At 34.7% G+C, this 20,940-nt stretch carries 17 protein-coding genes; 10 read left to right on the top strand and 7 right to left on the bottom strand.

All coding sequences use genetic code 11. The features are described from left to right. The first annotated feature begins 84 nt into the window (after positions 1-84). Both murA and OGZ34_RS00695 read left to right on the top strand, forming a co-directional pair. Positions 85-1,398 (top strand): UDP-N-acetylglucosamine 1-carboxyvinyltransferase, encoded by a 1,314-nt coding sequence (gene murA, locus OGZ34_RS00700; protein WP_173965247.1) that lies wholly within the window; start codon positions 85-87, stop codon positions 1,396-1,398. A gap of 151 nt (positions 1,399-1,549) precedes the next feature. Next, the gene (locus OGZ34_RS00695) at positions 1,550-2,428 is read left to right on the top strand and encodes a cation diffusion facilitator family transporter (RefSeq protein ID WP_173965248.1); all 879 of its coding nucleotides are present in this window, start codon (positions 1,550-1,552) and stop codon (positions 2,426-2,428) included. 98 nt (positions 2,429-2,526) lie between these two features. Here OGZ34_RS00695 and OGZ34_RS00690 read toward each other — a convergent pair whose 3' ends face one another. The 3 genes from OGZ34_RS00690 to OGZ34_RS00680 all read right to left on the bottom strand — a co-directional run bounded on the left by OGZ34_RS00690 (position 2,527) and on the right by OGZ34_RS00680 (position 6,408). Then, positions 2,527-5,016, bottom strand: coding sequence for a DUF5686 and carboxypeptidase regulatory-like domain-containing protein (locus tag OGZ34_RS00690; RefSeq protein ID WP_263361856.1), 2,490 nt, complete (start codon positions 5,014-5,016; stop codon positions 2,527-2,529). Positions 5,017-5,262: 246 nt separating this feature from the next. Continuing rightward, on the bottom strand, positions 5,263-5,676 hold the full coding sequence (gene aroQ / locus OGZ34_RS00685; RefSeq protein WP_173965250.1) for a type II 3-dehydroquinate dehydratase: 414 nt from the start codon (positions 5,674-5,676) through the stop codon (positions 5,263-5,265). 171 nt (positions 5,677-5,847) lie between these two features. Further along, positions 5,848-6,408, bottom strand: coding sequence for a porin family protein (locus OGZ34_RS00680; RefSeq protein ID WP_173965251.1), 561 nt, complete (start codon positions 6,406-6,408; stop codon positions 5,848-5,850). A gap of 423 nt (positions 6,409-6,831) precedes the next feature. Here OGZ34_RS00680 and OGZ34_RS00675 point away from each other — a divergent pair, with 423 nt between their 5' ends. The 4 genes from OGZ34_RS00675 (at position 6,832) to OGZ34_RS00660 (ending at position 11,743) form a co-directional block, all read left to right on the top strand. Then, positions 6,832-7,407 carry a porin family protein gene (locus OGZ34_RS00675; protein WP_263361855.1) on the top strand — a complete coding sequence of 192 codons (576 nt, stop codon included), beginning with the start codon at positions 6,832-6,834 and terminating at the stop codon, positions 7,405-7,407. 138 nt (positions 7,408-7,545) lie between these two features. Then, positions 7,546-9,099, top strand: a complete 1,554-nt coding sequence (locus tag OGZ34_RS00670) for a hypothetical protein (RefSeq protein ID WP_263361854.1) — start codon at positions 7,546-7,548, stop codon at positions 9,097-9,099. A 75-nt stretch (positions 9,100-9,174) separates the two neighbouring features. Next, on the top strand, positions 9,175-10,071 hold the full coding sequence (gene xerD, locus OGZ34_RS00665) for a site-specific tyrosine recombinase XerD (protein WP_263363123.1): 897 nt from the start codon (positions 9,175-9,177) through the stop codon (positions 10,069-10,071). A 151-nt stretch (positions 10,072-10,222) separates the two neighbouring features. Next, positions 10,223-11,743: a PAS domain-containing sensor histidine kinase gene (locus OGZ34_RS00660; RefSeq protein ID WP_263361853.1), complete on the top strand. Its 1,521-nt coding sequence runs from the start codon at positions 10,223-10,225 to the stop codon at positions 11,741-11,743. Positions 11,744-11,814: 71 nt separating this feature from the next. Here OGZ34_RS00660 and rny read toward each other — a convergent pair whose 3' ends face one another. The 3 genes from rny to OGZ34_RS00645 all read right to left on the bottom strand — a co-directional run bounded on the left by rny (position 11,815) and on the right by OGZ34_RS00645 (position 14,180). Then, positions 11,815-13,377 (bottom strand): ribonuclease Y, encoded by a 1,563-nt coding sequence (gene rny, locus OGZ34_RS00655; protein ID WP_173965254.1) that lies wholly within the window; start codon positions 13,375-13,377, stop codon positions 11,815-11,817. A 209-nt stretch (positions 13,378-13,586) separates the two neighbouring features. Then, complete coding sequence (locus OGZ34_RS00650; RefSeq protein WP_012022231.1) at positions 13,587-13,880, bottom strand: cell division protein ZapA; 294 nt, start codon at positions 13,878-13,880, stop codon at positions 13,587-13,589. 9 nt (positions 13,881-13,889) lie between these two features. Further along, complete coding sequence (locus tag OGZ34_RS00645; RefSeq protein WP_173965255.1) at positions 13,890-14,180, bottom strand: hypothetical protein; 291 nt, start codon at positions 14,178-14,180, stop codon at positions 13,890-13,892. A 179-nt stretch (positions 14,181-14,359) separates the two neighbouring features. On the opposite strand from OGZ34_RS00645, the gene OGZ34_RS00640 reads away from it, so the two are divergent. From OGZ34_RS00640 to OGZ34_RS00625, 4 genes are read left to right on the top strand one after another with little or no spacing between them, the layout of a single operon-like run. After that, positions 14,360-16,054: a M23 family metallopeptidase gene (locus OGZ34_RS00640; protein WP_173965256.1), complete on the top strand. Its 1,695-nt coding sequence runs from the start codon at positions 14,360-14,362 to the stop codon at positions 16,052-16,054. A 53-nt stretch (positions 16,055-16,107) separates the two neighbouring features. Continuing rightward, positions 16,108-18,525 (top strand): TonB-dependent receptor, encoded by a 2,418-nt coding sequence (locus OGZ34_RS00635; RefSeq protein WP_263363122.1) that lies wholly within the window; start codon positions 16,108-16,110, stop codon positions 18,523-18,525. 44 nt (positions 18,526-18,569) lie between these two features. Next, complete coding sequence (locus tag OGZ34_RS00630; protein WP_263361852.1) at positions 18,570-19,157, top strand: hypothetical protein; 588 nt, start codon at positions 18,570-18,572, stop codon at positions 19,155-19,157. Positions 19,158-19,203: 46 nt separating this feature from the next. Further along, entirely contained in the window at positions 19,204-19,926 is a 723-nt protein-coding gene (locus OGZ34_RS00625) for a hypothetical protein (protein WP_263361851.1), read from the top strand. A 193-nt stretch (positions 19,927-20,119) separates the two neighbouring features. Here OGZ34_RS00625 and OGZ34_RS00620 read toward each other — a convergent pair whose 3' ends face one another. Next, entirely contained in the window at positions 20,120-20,821 is a 702-nt protein-coding gene (locus OGZ34_RS00620) for a DUF2971 domain-containing protein (RefSeq protein WP_173965260.1), read from the bottom strand. Between the last annotated feature and the right edge of the window lie 119 nt (positions 20,822-20,940).

Genomic DNA, 20,940 nt, shown 5'->3' with positions numbered 1-20,940 from the left:
TCTAAGAAGCTAAGTTGCTAAGTCTTTTTTAAAGAAAAACTTAGAACCTTAGAACCTCAGTAACTCAGAACCTAAAAAAGAAATATGGGAATTTTTAAAATCGAAGGAGGAATTCCTTTAAAAGGAGAAATCACTCCGCAAGGAGCAAAAAACGAGGCATTACAAATTTTATGTGCCGTGCTTCTAACAGGAGATAAGGTGAGAATTAATAATATTCCCGATATTATTGACATTAATAAACTAATCACTTTACTGGGTAATTTAGGAGTTAAAATTCAACGAAATGAGCCGGGTTCGATTACGTTTCAGGCAGATGAAGTTAATGTTGGATATTTAGAAACAGAGGCTTTCAAAAAAGAAGGTGGGGCGCTTCGTGGTTCTATTATGATTGTTGGGCCACTTTTAGCTCGTTTCGGTAAAGGGTATATTCCAAAACCAGGAGGGGATAAAATTGGACGTCGCAGATTAGATACTCACTTTGAAGGGTTTATTAATCTTGGTGCAAAATTCAGATACAACAGAGAAGATCATTTTTATGGAGTTGAGTCTCCGGCAGAAGGTCTTACCGGAACAGATATGTTACTGGATGAAGCATCGGTAACCGGAACGGCAAATATTGTTATGGCTGCTGTTTTGGCTAAAGGAAAAACTACTGTTTACAACGCTGCCTGTGAGCCTTACTTACAGCAATTGTGTAAAATGCTGAACTCTATGGGAGCTAAAATTACCGGAGTAGGGTCGAATTTATTGACTATCGAAGGTGTTGAAAGTCTTGGTGGATGCGAGCACAGAATTCTTCCGGATATGATTGAAATCGGTTCCTGGATTGGTCTTGCTGCTATGACCAAAAGCGAAATTACAATCAAAAATGTAAGCTGGGAAAATTTAGGTTTAATTCCAAACACCTTTAGAAAACTTGGTATTACTATTGAAAAACGCAATGACGATATCTACATTCCTGCTCATAAAGATGGGTACGAAGTAAAAACAGATATTGATGGTTCTATTTTAACAATTGCCGATGCACCTTGGCCAGGATTTACTCCTGATTTATTGAGTATCGTTCTGGTTGTGGCAACACAGGCAAAAGGCGACGTTTTAATTCATCAGAAAATGTTTGAAAGCCGTTTGTTTTTCGTTGACAAATTAATTGATATGGGAGCAAAAATTATGTTATGCGACCCGCACAGAGCGGTGGTTATGGGACATAATTTTGAGTCTCAATTGAAAGCAACAACCATGTCATCTCCTGATATTCGTGCAGGAATCTCATTGTTGATTGCCGCTCTTTCAGCAAAAGGCACAAGTACCATCCAAAATATCGAGCAAATTGACCGTGGTTACGAGCGTATCGATGAGCGTTTGAGAGCAATTGGAGCAAAAATCGTGAGAGCGTAAAAAAAGGTTAGCCACGAATTACACGAATTACACAAATATTAAGATCGTGTTTTATTACGCAAATTTCTTAAAATAAAATTTGTGGTATTTAATTTTTAAAATCTGAAATTAGTGTAATTCGTGAAATTCGTGGCGAAAAAAAATAGTCTAAATGACAGATGAACAAAAAGCTGTAAAAGCTACTTATTTCAGTATTATAGGAAACACCTGCTTAGCCATCTTAAAAGGGCTGGCAGGTTTTTTTGGCAATTCTTATGCCTTAATTGCCGATGCAATTGAATCTACGACTGATATATTTTCGTCTTTTTTGGTTTTATTCGGAATCAAATATTCTAATAAACCTGCAGATGAGAACCATCCTTATGGACACGGTCGTGCAGAACCTTTAATCACGTTTTTGGTGGTTGGTTTTTTGATTACTTCCGCCACAATTATTGGATATGAAAGTATCGCTAATATTCAGACACCCCACGATTTGCCAAAGTCCTGGACGCTTTATGTTCTGGGAGCTATTATTATATGGAAAGAATACTCGTTTCGTTTGGTGATGAAGCGAAGTAAACAGACGAATAGCTCTTCATTGGCAGCAGATGCCTGGCACCATCGCAGTGACGCAATTACTTCTGTTGCGGCATTTGGTGGAATTTCGATCGCATTGATTATGGGGAAAGGGTATGAATCAGCAGATGACTGGGCGGCACTTTTTGCTGCTTTTTTTATCTTATACAACAGTTACAAAATTTTCAGACCAGCATTGGGTGAGATTATGGACGAAAATCTGAATGATGATTTAGTCGAAGAAATCCGCGTAAAGGCTTTAACTGTTCCTGGTATTCTTGGTACCGAAAAATGTTTTATTCGTAAGGCAGGAATGCGATATCATGTAGATCTTCACGCTATTGTTTCGGCTAAGATTTCGGTGAGAGAAGGACACGAATTATCACACAAACTGCAAGATACCTTAAAAGAGAAAATCCCACAATTAGGCAATGTTCTGATTCATATTGAACCGGATGATTATCATTGTTAAAAAAGAGGTTCTGAGCTACTAAGGAGCTAAGGTTCTAAGTTTTTTACTCAGCGTCCTAGTCTTAGGATCTTAGTACCTTAGAACCTAAGCACCTTTTTTTAATCTAGTGCATTCAAAATCTTCAATCCAAAAATAATTCCATTTTGTTGGATGCCTCCCTGATAGGAATGTACATAATCTAGTCGGAAGATCTTAAACTTGCCAAATCCTAAATTGTCTAAACCGGCAGTAAACTCCGTGTAAGGTTTTCGATCCGGTATGGCCAGAGAGTGGAAACCAATGTTCATAGTTGATTTTAAAAGATTCAAAAGCGGGATTTTATTCATGATAAAACCTTTGTCGTTGTGCTCCAGATGCATTTCAAAATAACTGTCATTAGTACTGTTCGTATAATAAGGCATTAGGTTGAAAACATTCAGATAACGGTCACTGGTTCCAATATGAGTCTGGTTTCCGTTAAAATGTTTGTAATCGATAAATGAAATGTTATCGGCGTTAAAGAATTTTGCGGCTTTAAAACTCATGCCTAATACTCCTTTATTACCCAAAGATAAATCGTAGAATACGGCCGCTCCGATTTTTTCAAATTCATATTTCTTTTCACTGGCGGCAAATGCTTTTTCAATAGACAAGAAAAGGGTTGGGAATTTGCCGTCTTTAAAATTATATCTTCCGTCCGGTCTTGAAATGTATTTGTTTCCAAAGTTAATTCGGGCGCCTAAAGAAGTTTTAAACAAATGGTGTTGGCTAAATGCCGGAGTCGTAAAATCGTTTGGTGCGAGTGGATTATTTGACGAGTAGAAGTCCTCTTTTTTAAAGAAAGTATAATCTGTAGTGTTAAAAAGCGGTTTGCGTTGTTCGTAAGCTACGTTTGCATTCAGATTTACACCATTTAGAATATTTTGTGAATAGTTAATCTGTGCAAACTCCAGATTGTACAGTTTCATGTAATTGTCTTTAAAAAACAATGAGCTCACAGAATTAATCAGCTTGCTGATTGGTTCGGCACTATTGAATTGTGCCACTTTAGTTCCTCCTGAAACTCTGATAAAAGCATAATTTATATTGTTGAATTTATGACTGAATTCTCCAATAACTCTAAAGCGATCTTCTGAAAAACCATAATTAAAAGTGGTACTGATGGAAGTCGTTTTGCTTTCATCTTCACTCCACTTTTTAAAAGAAAAACCAGAATCTAAATTAAAGCCCTGAACCGTATTAAAACTTAAAGAAGTCAGATTCAATAATCCTTTATAGTCAAAAGAATGTCGTTTGAAGGTGTTTTTGTAATCGTACCCCATCAACACATCCAATACTTTAAACTTGTTGTTTTTGGCATCAATTGAGTCTATGTATTTTTGAGATTTGCGAATAACCAGCAGGCTGTCTTTTTTTGTATAATCAGTGCTTTCTTCGATCGTTAGGGGAATTGGACGAATGTTGTTCCAGAAGGCATCATCTTTTTTGTTTGCATTGAGTTCGAATGAGACAATTTCATTTCCGAATGTTTTCTTTTCAAACGAAGCAGGAAATTCATAATTGGAATATACATAGGCAAATTTTCCGGAAAATTTAATGCCAAAAATACCGGCTGTGAAATCTAAGGTTTGCGCATTTTTGATCCAGATTTTATTTTTCGTATTGTAGCTAAAACTTTGTTTTAGATTCATTACCTCCGTGAATTCGTTTTTCATACGATAGCCTTTGATGTCCAGATCAATTGCATAAATGGCAAAGCTGTCATCTACTATGTAAATGTAGCCTTCAAAAACAGGCTCTTTATCACGTTTTGGAATTACCTTGATTTTATAAATCTGCTGTTTGTTGTCATCGAAAAAAGTGCCTTCAAGTTTGTATTTGTAATAAGCGAAAGCATTGTCTGCAATAGGAGAAATGAGTTTAGTATCGAAGCTTATAGTGTTTTCGTAAAAATCATAAGTCGATCGGGAAGCAGTGTTATAGCTGTATCCTCTATTGTTTCCTGAAATCTTAGAAGCGACAATGCGTTCTTTTAACTTGTTGGGTTTTTCAAAAGTAACTTTAGATATGGTTTCAGATAAATATAGAATCCCTGTTCCTGTCGAGTCTAAATTGGAAGCCATATCATCACCGAGATCTACTTTTTGTCCGAGAATTTTCTTGGGCAAATCTTTGACCTTAAACATCCCTTTGGAGTAAAAATCGGCTGTATATCGGATAACTTTGTCGGAGTTGTCTTTTTTGCTGGCAATGGCACTTTTAATAATGGCGTTGGCAGGATTGTTTTTTGGATCGATTACTACTTCATTTAAGGCAAAACTTTCTTCAGACATTTTTACATCCGGAAGTGTTGTTTTGGCATCAGTTGGAATTGTTATTTTTTGAGTCTTATACCCGAGATACTGGAAAACGATTTTGTTTTTGCCGGGTTCTTTTATGGTAAGCTGAAATTTCCCTTGTTCGTTAGAAGTTGTTCCGCTATAGGTGTTTTCTTCAAAGATGGAAACAAAAGGCAAAGGTGTGCCTTTTTCATCGGTTACGGTTCCCTTAATTTGGGCGAAGTTTGAAATTGAAAAAAATAAAAAGGCAAGTAGAGTATAGTTTTTCATGAAAGTGGTTTCTCTCACAAAAATAGAATAAGTTAAAAATGAGGATATTAAAAATTTGTTAAATTAAAAGTTGTGAAATGTTGGCTGTAAAATGTAAGCAACAGGTTAATTTTACCAGTATAATTTTGATTGACGATTTCTGATTCATAAAACGTTATCAAATGTACAATGCTCCTGGATTTACAATTTAAACGGTAAAATATTTCAGATCACACATTTCACATTTTACAGTTTACATCTAACATCTCACAGAAAAGATTGAATCGCCAGTTCGTAACTTTTTAGTCCAAAACCAAGGATAACACCTTTAGCATTTCCGGATAAATAGGATTGATGTCTGAAACTTTCACGGGCGTAAGTATTAGAAATATGAACTTCGATCACCGGAGTGGTAACAGCTTTCATCGCATCGCCCAATCCTATAGACGTGTGAGTGTAAGCTCCGGCATTCAAGATAATCCCGTCAAATGAAAAACCGAATTCCTGGATTTTTCCAATCAATTCACCTTCAATATTGCTTTGGTAATACGAAAGTTCAAGGTTTGGAAATTTGACCTGCAACGTTTCAAAATAATCTTCAAAAGTTTGACTTCCGTAAACTTCCGGTTCTCTTTTTCCTAAAAGATTCAAATTGGGTCCGTTGATGATGGCAATTTTCATGAGCTTAGTGTAATATGTGAAATGTAAATTTTGAAATGTGATATGCAATTGGTGTTTTCATTGCTATTGACTTTTGCCAATGTCATTGATCTTTGCCATTGCATAGCTGTAAAAATAAAAAAACCGTTCCAATTAATAGAACGGTTTTTGTAAAAGTATGTGATATATTTTTTAGAATAAGAATCCGGCTGAGATTTGGAAAGTTGAATTTTTAACATCTGCATTTTTAGACGCTTCTGTTAATCCTAAACCATAACGACCCTGAACAAAGATGCTTTTAGTAAGTTTTACTCCTAATCCTGCATTAAGACCAAATTCAAAAGTTTCAGCGTCTTTAACGTCGAACTTGTTTTTCTCGCTTAATAAAAACGAAGCCTGAGGTCCAACTTCTACACTAAAAGTATCATTTAGGTAAAATTTAGCCATTACTGGAATAGATAAGTAGCCTAATTTGTTTTTAAATTCACTAACTGCATTTTTATAAGTTGCACCTTGTGTTGAGTATAAAAGCTCAGGTTGAATAGCAAATTTATCAAGTAGTTTTATTTCGGCAACTACACCAGCATGGTAACTTGTAATACCATCTTTGTCAAATGCAACTCCGTTAAGACCAGCGTCTCCGGTTTGACTTGCAAAGTTAACGCCTGCTTTAACTCCAAATTGTACCAATTGAGCCTGAATTGTAGCTGAAGTTGCGATGAACAAGACAGCTGCTAAGATTATTTTTTTCATAAAAGTGTTTTTAAAATTGATGTTTTAAATGTTATCTAATAGTCAAAACTACAGAATTAGGAATTTATTGTTTTATATTTTGGTTTAAATAATTACTAAATTTCCCATGTTTATTGGTTTTTAGTCTGTAATTAACTCTATTTAAGAAGTTTATTGATAATATGTTTTTGCTTATGAAACTTTAATTTAATCGGATTTTTATTTCAAATTAAAAATAAAGACTGTTTTATTTCGTAAGTTAATTATGATGTTCAAACTTAAATTCTGCACTTGAATGGAGCGAAAAGATCTCCTAAATTATAATATATTTTCAAATTTAAGAGAGGTAAATTGTATGTACTGTTTTATTTCCTATAATAAAAATGAGTTTTTAATAAGGTTATCTTTATATTTGATGTCGAATAACCCAAAAAACAAATTGTAATGAAAAGAATAATTTTGGCTGCTATAGCAGTAATGGCGTTTGGATTTGCTAATGCGCAAAAAACAAGATTTGGAGTAAAAGGAGGTCTTAATCTTACAACTTTTGCCGGAGGAAATTACTGGGATGCTAAATCTTTGGTTGGTTTTCAAGTTGGAGGTTTTGCTGAGATTAAAGTTATTGAAAGATTAGCTATTCAGCCAGAGGTTTTGTTTTCTACTCAAGGAGCTAAACTGGAAGGTAATTTTGGTGATTTCGATGATAAATTAAACTATATAAATGTTCCAGTTTTGGCTAAATTTTTTATAACAAAACAATTTACGGTGGAAGCAGGTCCGCAATTAGGGTTTTTAGTATCTGCTAAGCGAGAAGGTCATGATGCAAAAGATATTTTTAAATCTGTAGATACAGGGTTTAATTTTGGTGCCGGATATAATTTTACAGATAATGTTTCTGTAAATCTTCGCTATACCGTAGGTTTGTCAAATATTGCAGATTATGAGGTCGATAATACTGAACAATATTTAGATAGTCCAAAAAATAGTGTTTTAGCTTTAACATTAGGATATAAGTTCTAATCTCAATTAAAGATATTATTAAAAAAACCTTCCCATGGTGGAAGGTTTTTTATTTGTGTATATTTTGAAAGAAAAATTTTATTTTATGCGTCATTATTGTTGTTATTGTAAGATTATTAAACATATAAATTTAATTTTATGAAAACCAGTTTGAGATTATTCTTGTTAAGTATTTTTTACTTATCTATTTTTTCAAGTTGTGAAAATCAGAATGACAATAGTTCTGATTTATCGGATAAGAATGCAAATGAATTAAAAGTTGATAAATTGTATGATGCAAATTCGAATCTGAAAAGAGATTTTGGAAAAGCTTTAGTAAAATCGTTGAATGAAAGTAAAATGTTAAGAGATTTAATTAAAAATGAGTCTTTAAAAATGTTTGATAATGATTATGAAGTTTTATATCAAACGATTAAAAATGAGAGGGTAGAGAAAAATTTAACAGTTAGACAGCTTATTCTTGAAAATTTAGGAAGCGAGAGTTTATTGAATGCTATAGAAACGAACAATCCGTTGCTTACTATATTAGTTCCTGAATTGCCTGAAAACTCTTTTTCTGCTAAATTATGGGATACCGAAAATCAAATTCCTAAAGTTGCTATTAGACTTACAACTAGTAACGACGTTCCTATTATTAATCAAGATGGTAGTGAAGAGATATTAGGTGGTCAATATGTTCCAGGGTATCCTGTTGTAGTTTTAAAGGATAACGAAAGGATAATTTCAGGTAATAGTTCAACTAGTAAAAATATTAAAACAAGCAAGATTGCGAATATTAATGGATGTGATTATAAATTTTTGGATGATTGTTTTGATCATGCGAAAAATGAAAAAAATAAGACTAATAGAATAGTTCCGTTACCCTTCTTAGATCCTAAGCTAGTTACAGCTTTTGGTACTTACTTTAATACAGATGGTTGGCAACGAGATTATATTTATTATGGCATTACGCCAGATTCTCCTAAAGGGCCTTTTAAGTATGACTTTCAAGAAACGATAAAAGATTTTGCTTTACAAGGTGATCCTAGGGCAGCCTATAATAAAATTGCTGATCAAACAGGTGATCCAACACTTGCTGAAGGTGGATATTCTATCGCTGGCAATTATAAATTTAATACCGGTTGGACAGGGGGTAATTTTGAGTTTAAGGTTAGAATCATTGTAAATGGAAAGAACGGTGTTGGTAGTGAAATTATAAAATATTTTAATGCGAATGGGAATGATCTCTTTGATTATAGTTTTGTTGCCATTAGAAAAAGTTGGCCTGCTTATGTGGTTTATGAATTAAAAATTAATTTTTTAAAACATATGAGCTTGAATATTCCAATTTTTAATTGGGATTTAGATCAATATGCTTCGTCAATTAAAATTGATATTGAGGAAATAGATTTAACAGAAACAACGATATTGACAGAATCTAGAAATGTAGAATTTGCTTCTAATTTTGGTGTGGACGTAAGTGGGGGGTATAAAGATTATGTGAAAATTGGACTTAAATATGGAACAAGCCAGAAAGTTAATGCTGTTAGTACTGTTCAAAGGACTTTTACGCAAGGAAATGATTTGCTTGGTGATGTTATTGTAAATTTTGCAGATAATGTAATTATTAGTAGGCAACCAAATACATATGCAACTAGGGAATATAATTCAGGATTGTATTCAATTACTGTCGAGCCGTCAAAAGTTCAATAAATTTAGATTAGATCGAAAAACCTTCCTTTAATCGGGAAGGTTTTTTTATGCCTAAAAATGTTTTACTTTGTACATATGAAATGGGACCGTTACATAAAAGATTATCAGTCGTATCTACGTATTGAGAGAGGTTTGTCTAAAAATACTATCGAAAACTATGGTTTTGATATCGAACGGCTGTGTCTTTTTTTGGAAACGAATAGTATAGAGATCTCTCCGCTTAAAATTGATGATGAAACGGTACAGCAGTTTATTTATGCGGTCGCTAAAGAAGTCAATCCACGCTCGCAGGCGCGAATTATTTCGGGACTAAAAAGCTTCTTTAATTATCTGGTATTTGAAGATTGTAGAAATGACAGTCCAATGGAATTGATTGAGACTCCCAAAACGGGAAGAAAATTGCCCGATACACTATCTGTAGAGGAGATAGATACTCTTATTGGGGCAATTGATCTAAGTACCAATGAAGGCGAACGAAATCGTGCTATGCTCGAAACTTTATATGGCTGTGGGCTTCGGGTTTCCGAACTGGTTATGTTAAAAATTTCAGATTTATTTTTTGATGAAGGTTTTGTGAAAATTACCGGAAAAGGAAATAAAGAGCGTTTTGTTCCTGTGGGAAAAGTGACTCAAAAATACATACAGATTTATCAGAAGGAGATTCGGGGGAATCTTAAAATAAAAAAAGGCTGTGAGGATACCTTGTTTTTAAACAGGAGAGGCAATCACCTTACACGTGCCATGATTTTTACCATTATAAAAGATCTTGCTGTGAAAATCAACCTGCATAAGAGTATTAGTCCGCATACTTTGCGGCATTCTTTTGCAACTCATTTACTCGAAAATGGTGCCGACTTAAGATCGATCCAGTTGATGTTAGGGCACGAATCTATTACTACTACCGAAATTTATGTGCATTTGGATAGGAGTTTTCTGAAAGAAGTGATGTTTTCTTTTCATCCAAGGAAATAATTTTTGAAGCGGAAAGTCATTTTTAAATCAAAAAGTAATATATTGTGTAAAGTTTTGTGTTAGTTAGTGTCTAAAAGTGTCAATTTTAGCTTTTTGCTCTTGCTATTGAGATCATTGTTTTAATATTTCAATCTACATAAATAAGTGATATATGGTTTTTGATTTATATGGAAATGAGAATTGCTTAGAGGTAAATAATTTTTATAAAAAATTGCTTGCCGAGATGCCGGATCTGCTGTTTCAATTTGTTATCGACAGCGATAACAGGTATTCTTTTCCTTTGGTCAGCAAATCTGCTGATGATATTTTTGAGCTTAGTGTAGAAGATTTTACCAATGATGTAAAATTGGTTATTTACGATCGGATTTCTCTTCAGGATCGTGATCTCTTTTTTCAATCTTTGGTCAAATCGCGTAAAGAAGTGCAACCTTGGAATGTTGAATTTAGAGCCCTTTTGCCTAAAAAAGGATTGCGGTGGTTTAAGGTTTCGGCCAAAACCGAACGGTCTGCAGACGGACGAGTTAGTTTTTTCGGGCATGTTTCGGATATTACGGAACTAAAGGACAAAGAAGAAAAGCTGCGTATTTCCGAAGAACGTTTTCAGTTTGCTCTTGAGGCTTCTACGGCTGGAATTTGGGATTGGGATATGGTGACTAATACGGTCTTCTATTCGTCGTTGTCCTTAAAGATTCTGGAGTTAGAATCGACGGATATTTTTGATGATCCGGAACGGTGGGATAAGATTGTGCATCCGGAAGATCTTCCAAAGTATTATTCAGATATTCAAGAACATTTCGATAATAAAATTCCCTATTACGAAAACTACCATCGGGTAATGACTTCAAGTGGTAATTATAAATGGATTTTAGATCGGGGAAAAGTAATTGAAAGGGATGGTAACGGAAGGCCATTGCGTGTAATTGGTACACATACTGATGTTTCTTTGCAAAAAGAGAAAGAATTAGAGCTCTTGAAAACGATGAAACTGTACAGTGATCAAAACAGTCGCTTGGTAAATTTTTCACATATTGTTTCGCATAATTTAAATACTCAGGCCGGAAATATAAAATCTATTTTAGATTTTATTGACGCAGATGTGGATAAGCAAACGATAAACGAAATGTTAGAACATTTGCGAACAGTTTCAAATGATTTGAATGATACGATCGCAAATTTAACCCAGATTGTAAAAACACAAAGTAATATCAATATCGCTGTGGCGCCTTTGAGGCTTTCGGAATATATAGAGAAAACGATTACAACTATTAAAGGCTATGATAAACAAACAAAAGTTACGATTGTTAACAATGTTCCGAAGTATCTGACGATTAATTTTAATCCGGCTTATCTGGAAAGTGTTCTCTTGAATTTTACAACAAATGCGATAAAGTATGCGCATCCGGACAGGGATCCTGTAGTTGTTTTTGATTTTTCAATTGAGCCGGAAGGTTATAAATCCTTAAAAATTACAGACAATGGTTTAGGGATTGATTTGGCAGTTTATGGTGATCTTTTATTCGGGATGTATAAAACGTTTCATAAACATCAGGAAGCACGTGGAATTGGTCTGTATATTACCAGAAATCAGATAGAGGCGATGAAGGGAAGTATTTCGGTAGAAAGTAAAGTAGGGGTAGGAACTAGTTTTAAAATTATCTTTAACGATATTTAAAATATTAAGTTAGTATAAAAAAGAAAGGCTATCATTTGATAGCCTTTCTTTTTTTATAAATAGTGAGAAGATTACTTCGCGATATTAACCGCTCTGGTTTCTCTAATTACAGTAACTTTTACCTGACCCGGGTAAGTCATTTCGGTTTGGATTTTTTGCGAAATCTCGAAAGATAAATTTGCAGCATTATCATCCGAAACTTTTTCGCTTTCTACAATCACACGAAGTTCTCTACCGGCCTGAATTGCGTATGCATTTTTTACACCGCTAAATCCGTAAGCTACTTCTTCAAGATCTTTCAAACGTTGAATGTAAGAGTCTAAAACCTGACGTCTTGCACCTGGTCTTGCACCTGAAATAGCATCGCAAACCTGAACAATAGGAGAAAGTAATGATTTCATTTCAATCTCGTCGTGGTGAGCTCCAATGGCGTTACAAACTTCTTCTTTTTCACCATATTTTTCAGCCCACTGCATTCCTAATAAAGCGTGAGGTAAGTCACTTTCTGTATCCGGAACTTTACCAATATCATGAAGTAAACCGGCTCTTTTAGCTAGTTTTACGTTTAAGCCTAATTCGGCAGCCATTATACCACAAAGTTTAGAAACTTCTCTGGAGTGCTGTAATAAGTTTTGTCCGTAAGAAGAACGATATTTCATTCTACCTACCACTTTGATAAGTTCAGGGTGTAAACCGTGAATTCCTAAATCAATAACGGTACGTTTACCAACTTCGATAATTTCGTCGTCAATTTGTTTGGCTGTTTTAGCAACTACTTCTTCGATTCTTGCAGGGTGAATACGTCCGTCAGTTACTAACTTGTGTAATGATAAACGGGCAATTTCTCTACGAACGGGATCAAAGCAAGAAAGGATGATTGCTTCCGGTGTATCGTCAACGATAATTTCAACTCCTGTTGCAGCTTCAAGTGCTCTAATGTTACGACCTTCACGACCAATGATTCTACCTTTTACGTCGTCAGATTCAATGTTGAAAACAGAAACGCAATTTTCAACTGCTTCCTCTGTTCCAACTCTCTGGATTGTATTGATGATGATTTTCTTCGCTTCTTGCTGAGCAGTAAGTTTAGCCTCTTCGATCGTGTCCTGAATATGAGACATTGCTTTGCTTTTAGCTTCAGCTTTTAAACCTTCGACTAATTGCTCTTTTGCTTCTTCAGCAGAAAGTCCTGAAATTACTTCAAGCTGTTGCAATTGACTTTTGTGTAATTTGTCAACTTCAGTTTGTTTTTTGTCTAAAACTTCAATTTTGTTATTGTATTCCTGTGTTTTAGATTCAAAATCGTCGTTTACTTTTTTTGCCTTCGAAAGTTCGTTTGAAACTTGTGATTCTTTATCACGTACTCTTTTTTCTACCTCGGCTACTTTTTTGTCTCTTGCTAGAATAACTTGTTCGTGCTCTGATTTTAGTTCGATAAAACGCTCTTTTGCCTGAAGGATTTTATCTTTTTTGATATTTTCAGCTTCTAAATTAGCATCTTTTAAAATGGAAGCTGCTTCTTTTTTTGCGTTTTTAATGAGGTTAGAAATATTGCTTTTTTCGATAATTTTAGCAATTGCAAAACCTGCTGCAATTCCTATAATACCTGAAATAATGATCGTTATTATGTCCATGTTTGTTAAAATTTATATATAAAAAAAGCCTACATTAATTGCTTGAATAAACTCGTAAAGACAAGTTTTGAGCTAACTCACTGTTCAAGTTTCCAAGCCGAAGCATGGCATACTATAGTAGCGACGATTTGCTCATTCTAAATTGTTAGTGTTGAGTTTACCAATTGTGAACTAATGTAGGCAGTATCTTAGTTGTTGTAAAAGAACGTTTAATTTTCGAGATATTGATCTAATAGCGAATTTAATCTTTTAATTCTTTCGATAGTTTCTTCACCATCGATTGCGTTATCAATTTGTTTTTGTTCGACTTGTGATGCAAATTGCAGGGCACACATCGCCAGAACATCCTGTTTATCGCGAACCGCGTAACTTTCTTCGAATTGCTTGATCATAGCATCAATTTTTTTAGAAGCACTTCTAAGTCCTTCTTCCTGAGCTGGTTCTACCGTTAAAGGGTAAACTCTGTCTGCAATTGATATTTTAATTCTAAGCTTTCCGTCCATGTCGTTATTTTAATCTGATAGCTGTGCTATACAGTAATCAATTTCGCGAATTAATGAATTTATTTTAAGCTTTGTCTCTCTCTTGTTATTGTCGCTGCCGAGCAACGAATTGGCTATCTTAAGTGTTTCGTATTGCTTTTTCAAAGCTTCAATTTCTTCAGATTGTTTCTGGATAATTTGCGCAGCTTTGGTTAATTCTAATTGTAAAGCCTGATTATTATTCTCTAAGCCTTTTGATTTCTCAAAAAGCTTTTCGACTTTATATTCAAGAGTATCAATTATTTCGGCAATTACACTCATTATAAATCCTATTCATTACTTAATCCTACAAAGTTAGTATTCCTTTTTATTAATGCAATTTTTTATCGATTTTTTTACATTAAAAATAAACAAATAGATGAAATTCAATCGATTGTATTTTTGTGGCTTTATACTCGGTTTTCGCTTCTTAATTTTTTATCTTAGCAAAAATGTTACTTATGAGATTTTCACTACTTAGTCTGTTTTTTTGCCCGTTTATTTTCGCTCAGACGCAATATCCGAAAGATTATTTTAGTCCGCCACTTGAAATTCCGATGCAACTTTCCGGTAATTTCGGGGAGTTGCGACCGAATCACTTTCACGCGGGTTTTGACTTAAAAACAAATCAAAGAGAAGGATTAAATGTGCATGCAATAGCCGATGGATATGTATCCAGAATTAAAATTTCTACTTTCGGAAACGGTAAATGCGTTTACATAACGCATCCAAATGGCTATACTTCGGTGTACGGACATTTGCAAACACCAGTTGGACCAATTCTGGATTATGTAATGAAAACGCACTATAAAGAAAAGGCTTATGAGATCGAAATGTTTCCGAAACCCAATGAATTACCGGTAACAAAAGGTCAGTTGATCGGACTTTCAGGGAATACAGGTTCATCAGAAGGGCCACATTTGCACTTTGAAATTCGCGATACCAAAACAGAGTTTGTTATTAATCCGATATTTTTTGGTTTCGATAAAAATATAAAAGACACAAAAAAACCGAGTATTTCGAGTGTTTATGTTTTTCCATTAGAGAATACGACTGTAAATCAGTCCAGACAACCTTTGTTGTTAAATGTTGCTTTGCAAAAAGACGGAACCTATCTGGCGAGTAAAGTAAAAGCCAATGGCAAAATTGGTTTTGGGATTTCTGCTGTAGATTATGACGATGTTTCGTTCAATAAAAACGGAGTTTTTAATGTTTCTACTTTTGTGAACGGTAATCTAAATTACAATTATCAGTTTAATACCTATTCCTTTGACGAAATGCGTTATATAAATGCTTTCATTGATTATGGTAAATATAAAAAATCAGGTCAGCGTGTTCAGAAACTTTTCATGAAAACACCCTATGGTTTGAGTATTATTAAAACCGATTCATTGCGTGGGATTGTTTCGGCTGAACCAAATTTAGCTTCGACTTACAGAATTGAGGTTTCTGATTATTTCGGAAATTTAAGTTCTGTTATTGTTCCAATTGAGTACGACACTGCAACATCAATTGTAAAAGAAGAGCCGATAACTTCAAAATACTTTATTAAAGTCAATAAAGATTCGAATTTTGAGAAAGATAATATGTCTGTATTTTTTCCGGCAGGAACTTTTTATGACGATTTCAATTTAAACTTTGATGTTAGAAATAATCGCATTTATATTCATGACGATACTGTTCCGGTGCATTCCAATTTTACCATTACAATTAAAGACAGTTCATTTCCGGAAGCTTTAAAGGACAAGCTTTTTATTGGAAGATTTGGCGGAAATAACGCCAGTTATAATGGAACGGTAAGAAAAGGAGATGTTTTTACGGCCAAGTCAAAAATTTTAGGACAGTATGGTTTGGTCCTGGATACCATTGCGCCAACCATTAAAATCGCAAAGCCAATTCAGGATAAATGGATTACCGGAACGAAAAAAATAGAGTTTACAATCAACGATGCTTCTTCAGGAATCAAATCGTATAATGGTTATTTAAACGGAAATTGGATTTTGTTTGAATATGAAAGTAAAACGAGAAAAATCACCCATACTTTTGATGACAGCCTTGTGGCAGAAGGAGCAAATGATTTAAAAATAGAAGTGATTGATAATGTAGGAAATTCTGCTATCTTTGAAACTCATTTTTTTAGGAGCCAACAAAAATAAAACCAAAGCATTTGAATCAAAATAAGTTAATAGTCGTTTTTCTTTTTTTATGCATGACCAGTATTTCATTTGCTCAGAAGGCTCATGTTAAAGGTATAATTCTGGATAGTCAGAAACAGCCTGTTGCGGGTGTAAATATTAGCTCTTCCGGGAATGTTTCGCAGTCTGATTCTAATGGTTTTTATGACATCATAGTGCCATCAGGTAAAAAGATTTCTTTGATTTTTACGCACGTCTCTTTGAAGATGATGAGCCTGACGGTACATCTGACATCAAACGAGATTTTTGTTTTTAATCCTCTAATGAGTAGTTCGGAAGAGCAAATGGGAGAAGTTTTTGTTTCTTCTAAAAATAAAAAAAGAGTTCAGGGAATCACCAATGTAGATGTCGCCACCATCAAAAAAATTCCTGGAGCCAATGCCGGAATCGAAAATATTTTAAAAACACTGCCTGGTGTAAATTCTAATAATGAACTGAGTACGCAGTATGCCGTTCGTGGTGGGAATTACGATGAAAATCTGGTGTATGTCAATGAGGTCGAAGTCTACCGTCCGTTTTTAATTCGCTCGGGACAACAAGAAGGGCTGAGTTTTACGAATACTGATCTCGTTCAGAATGTCGACTTTTCGGCTGGAGGATTTCAGGCAAAGTTTGGCGATAAATTGTCCTCTGTTTTAGATATTACCTACAGAAAACCAACTCAGTTTGGAGTCTCTTTGGAAGCCAGTTTGCTGGGTGGAAGTGTGTCCGTTGACGCGGTTTCCAAAAATAAAAAATGGTCTGCTGTAACCGGTGCTCGTTACCGAAATAACAGTTTACTGGTTAACAGTCAGGATACACAAACTAATTATACACCAACTTTTGCGGATATTCAAACGAATGTTAATTATGATATTTCTGCAAAATGGCAGGTTAGTTTTTTAGGGAATATTTCTCAAAACAAATATTTGTATCAGCCTTTGACCCGCGAAACAAAATTTGGAACGATCGATCAGCCTATGGCACTGGCGGTGTATTATGAAGGTAAAGAGCGCGATCGCTACAATACGTATTTTGGTGCTCTGAAAACGACTTACAAAGTTTCTCCGAGTCTGACTTTAAAATTCATAGGTTCTCTTTTTCATACCGTAGAGCAAGAGCATTTTGATATACTGGCTCAGTATCGTCTGGGAACTATAGAAAATGAAGATGTTGCAAATGTCGATTTTACGCGTGGAATAGGTTCGCAATTGAGTCATGCCCGAAATGATCTGGATGCTTTAATTGCAAATGCAGAGATCAAAGGGTTTAAAGAATGGAAAAATGACAGCCAGTTAGAATTTGGTTTGAAATATACCCGGGAATCCATTCGCGATAGAATTACAGAGTGGGAGATGATCGATTCGGCAGGGTTTTCGATTAATCCGCCAATTGCTTTTTTGCCTAAAAATAATCAACCGTACACCCCTTATACTGGTCCGTTATTGCCTTATCAGGATGTGCGGGCAACAAATTTTAATACTATAAACAGGTTTTCGGGATACGCACAGTGGAATAAAAAAGCTGAGATTGGATCCAGTCAGGTTTGGTACCATCTGGGAGCTCGTTTTCAGAGCTGGAATGTTTCCGGAGCTGCTGTAGAGGGTAAAAATCAAACAGTTTTCAGTCCGCGTGCCCAGTTCGCTTTAAAACCGGATTGGGATATGGATATGGTTTTCCGACTTTCGGGAGGGCTCTATCATCAGCCTCCTTTTTACAGGGAAGTTAGGGATTTGAATGGCGTTGTGAATCCTAACGTGAAAGCACAGGAATCAGTTCATATTGTTTTAGGGAATGATTATAATTTTAAAATATGGAATCGTCCTTTCAAATGGGTTACGGAACTTTATTACAAATCGCTTTCGGACGTAAATGTGTATTCAATCGATAATGTTAGAATTCGATATGTTGCCAATAATAATGCAAAAGCATACGCTCAAGGGGTTGACTTCAGGCTAAACGGCGAGTTTGTACCCGGAACGGAATCGTGGATTAGCTTTGGGTATTTAAAAACCGAAGAAAATTATGAAAACAAAGGTTACATCGCGAGGCCTACAGATCAGCGTTTGAAATTTGCGATGCTGTTTCAGGATTATATGCCAAGCATACCAAGTGTGAAATTATACCTGAACCTGGTGTATAATACCGGTTTGCCGGGAGGAGCTCCGGCCTATTCAGATCCGTACCTGTATCAAAGCAGACTGAATGATTATCGCAGAGCTGATGTTGGTTTTGCTAAAGTTTTTGTAGATGGCAGTACTAAAGTTGCGAAAGCAAAATGGTTGAAAAACTTTAAAGAATTGTCTGTAGGAGTTGAGATTTTTAATCTTTTCAATAATCAGAATGCGATTACCAATACCTGGGTTCGCGATGTATATTCTAAAAATCAGTATGCCATTCCAAATTATATGACTTCAAGGGTTTTTAATGTGAAGCTGAATGCGAGACTATGATTGTAAAACGTGAAAAACGAAAGAAGATTTTTTACGTCCCGGGAATGATTTCTTTAATCTTAATTCCTTTGTTTTGTTTTTATCATTTTTATAAAGTTGGTGCTTTTAAGGTTTTTGGGGTGTTGGATATTTCTTTAGTTCCGGATAAAGAAGAATTTGAAAAGTACAAGGTTAAAGACTTAAGAAAATACAGAGATTTTATTTTTAATGGTGACAAAACGCAAGAACTAAAATTGCAGGAACTAAGGTATTTTGTTCGGGATTTAGTTAAGAAATATGATACCGTGAATGGAGCAAAAATTCATTTTGGGTCAAAAACAGATTATAATACTTTTGTAAATGTTATTGATATTTTGAAAGTAGAGGAGGTTCCAACCTGGGCTCCGTATAAAGATGATATTTATGTATTAGCGAGTGCTAAACCAAAGCCTAAAAAGGATCGTCGGTTTTTTTGTGGGACACCTAAGTATTCAAGAGAAAATACAATTAGAATAGTGGAAGAAGTTAAAAGAAAAGAACTTGATGTTTTTCAACTTTCTTTCCTAAAACAGCAATGGGGTATATTTGTAGGTTATCTTGGCATTGTATTGCTTAGTATCTTTATGCTAGTAAAATTCAATAAAACTAGATAATACAATCAAAAATACTATATTTGATATCCTAATAGAATTAGCATACATGAAAAAGTCCTTAACCTATATAGCCTTGGCAATCATCGGAACACTAGTGAGTTGTAAAGATGAAGTAAAGAAACCGAAAGTAATTTACGATACGGCCAATAAAACCAATGTTGTTACAAAAACCGATTCAACACAGATCGAAATAGCCGATTTGCCTATTCAAATGGAGGGGACAAATTATTTAATTCATCCGGTTGGAGATCTGCGCGTTTTTGAAAAAGGAACAAAAGCACGTTACGGATCTTCGAGTGTGAATGATGTAAGTTTTACAATTTCAAATTTAGGTGAATTTGAAATAACCGGTTATCTGCAAAACCTGAAATTCCAGAAAGTCGATTCAGATTCTATACGTCCTTTGACGGATAAACCAGCCCTGATTTTGACGGCTACTTATTTAAAATCGGTTGCGGATAAAACGCAGAACCAGATTATGGTTTATACTTTAGCAGACTCCGATACCAATAAAGACGGTAAAATTGATACCAGCGATATTAAAACCTTGTATTTAAGTAACATCAGTGGTGAGCGTTTTACTAAAATTTCAGAAGACTTTCAGGAATTGGTAGATTGGAGTTTAATCGAATCAAGAAATCGTTTGTATTTCAGAACGATTGAAGATACCAATCAAAATGGGCAGTTTGATAAAAACGATGTTTTACATTACAATTATATTGATTTAGCTTCAAAAAAATGGGAAGTTAAAAGTTATAAGCCTATTTAGAGGTTCTAAGGTGCTGAGGTTCTAAGATGCTAAGGTTTTAAGATCAAGTAAAATCCCTTTAAAAATTAAGTCAATTAATTTTTAAAGGGATTTTACTTTTAAGATGATGGCTAAAATCCTTTTAATCTGTGCAATCTGTGGTAAAAAAACTCAGCACCTTAGTACCTTAGAGCCTCAGCACCTTTAAAAAAAACTATATCAAAATATCACTTTCCAGATCAGATTTCTCGATATCAAGATCAAATCCCAGGCGTTCCGTTAAATCGATTACCAGTTTTTTGTACCAGTTTTCGGATTTTGGATGAATGTAAATCTTTTCGATCAATTGCTTTAGGTCAACATTGATTTTTAAGCCATCGTTTAGTTTAATGTCACTTTTTGAGGTATCGGTAAGAATTCGAACTTCGCGCTCATATTGAAAGCTTTTACGCTTAAATAAAAAGGGAAAGAATAAATCTTCAAACGGAATGTACTCTTTTTTGTAGTCGATATAATTTACCTCGCCAATATATTGATCGTAATTGTTTTCCGGTTTTACAGCATTCTGTAATCTTCTTATGGTAGACTGAATAGCAAGACCCTCATTATTTTTGGTGAAAATCTGCCACATAGCAAAGGATTCATATTCGTTGATATGCCAGCTGCTTATGGCTACCTGTTCGCGATGGGTTTTGTAGTAGTTTAAAAAAGCAGGATTGTCTATGGCTAGTTTTTTAATCTCTTCGAATGTTGGTTCGCTAAACGTGCCTTCGTACTGGTCCTCAAACTTGTCAGAGCGTGACATGAATAATTTTTTAGACAATAATAAATCAAGGAATTTAGACAAGTCTAAGTATTTCCAGACAATTGTATCCGGATCATCTGGAAGTTTTATATTCGGATTGTTGAGATACATGTTTTCAGATTTAAGGGGTACTAAATAAAAAAGCCACAGATTACACAGATAAATATAAGATTTTAATTCGTTGATAGAAAAATAATCTTTGGTAATCCGGGTAATCTGTGGCTAAGCCT

Origin of the sequence: Flavobacterium collinsii (assembly GCF_946903285.1) — a bacterium.
Classification (GTDB): domain Bacteria; phylum Bacteroidota; class Bacteroidia; order Flavobacteriales; family Flavobacteriaceae; genus Flavobacterium; species Flavobacterium collinsii.
Note: the sequence above shows the minus strand (reverse complement) of the source record. Positions and strands in the feature narration are given on the sequence as shown.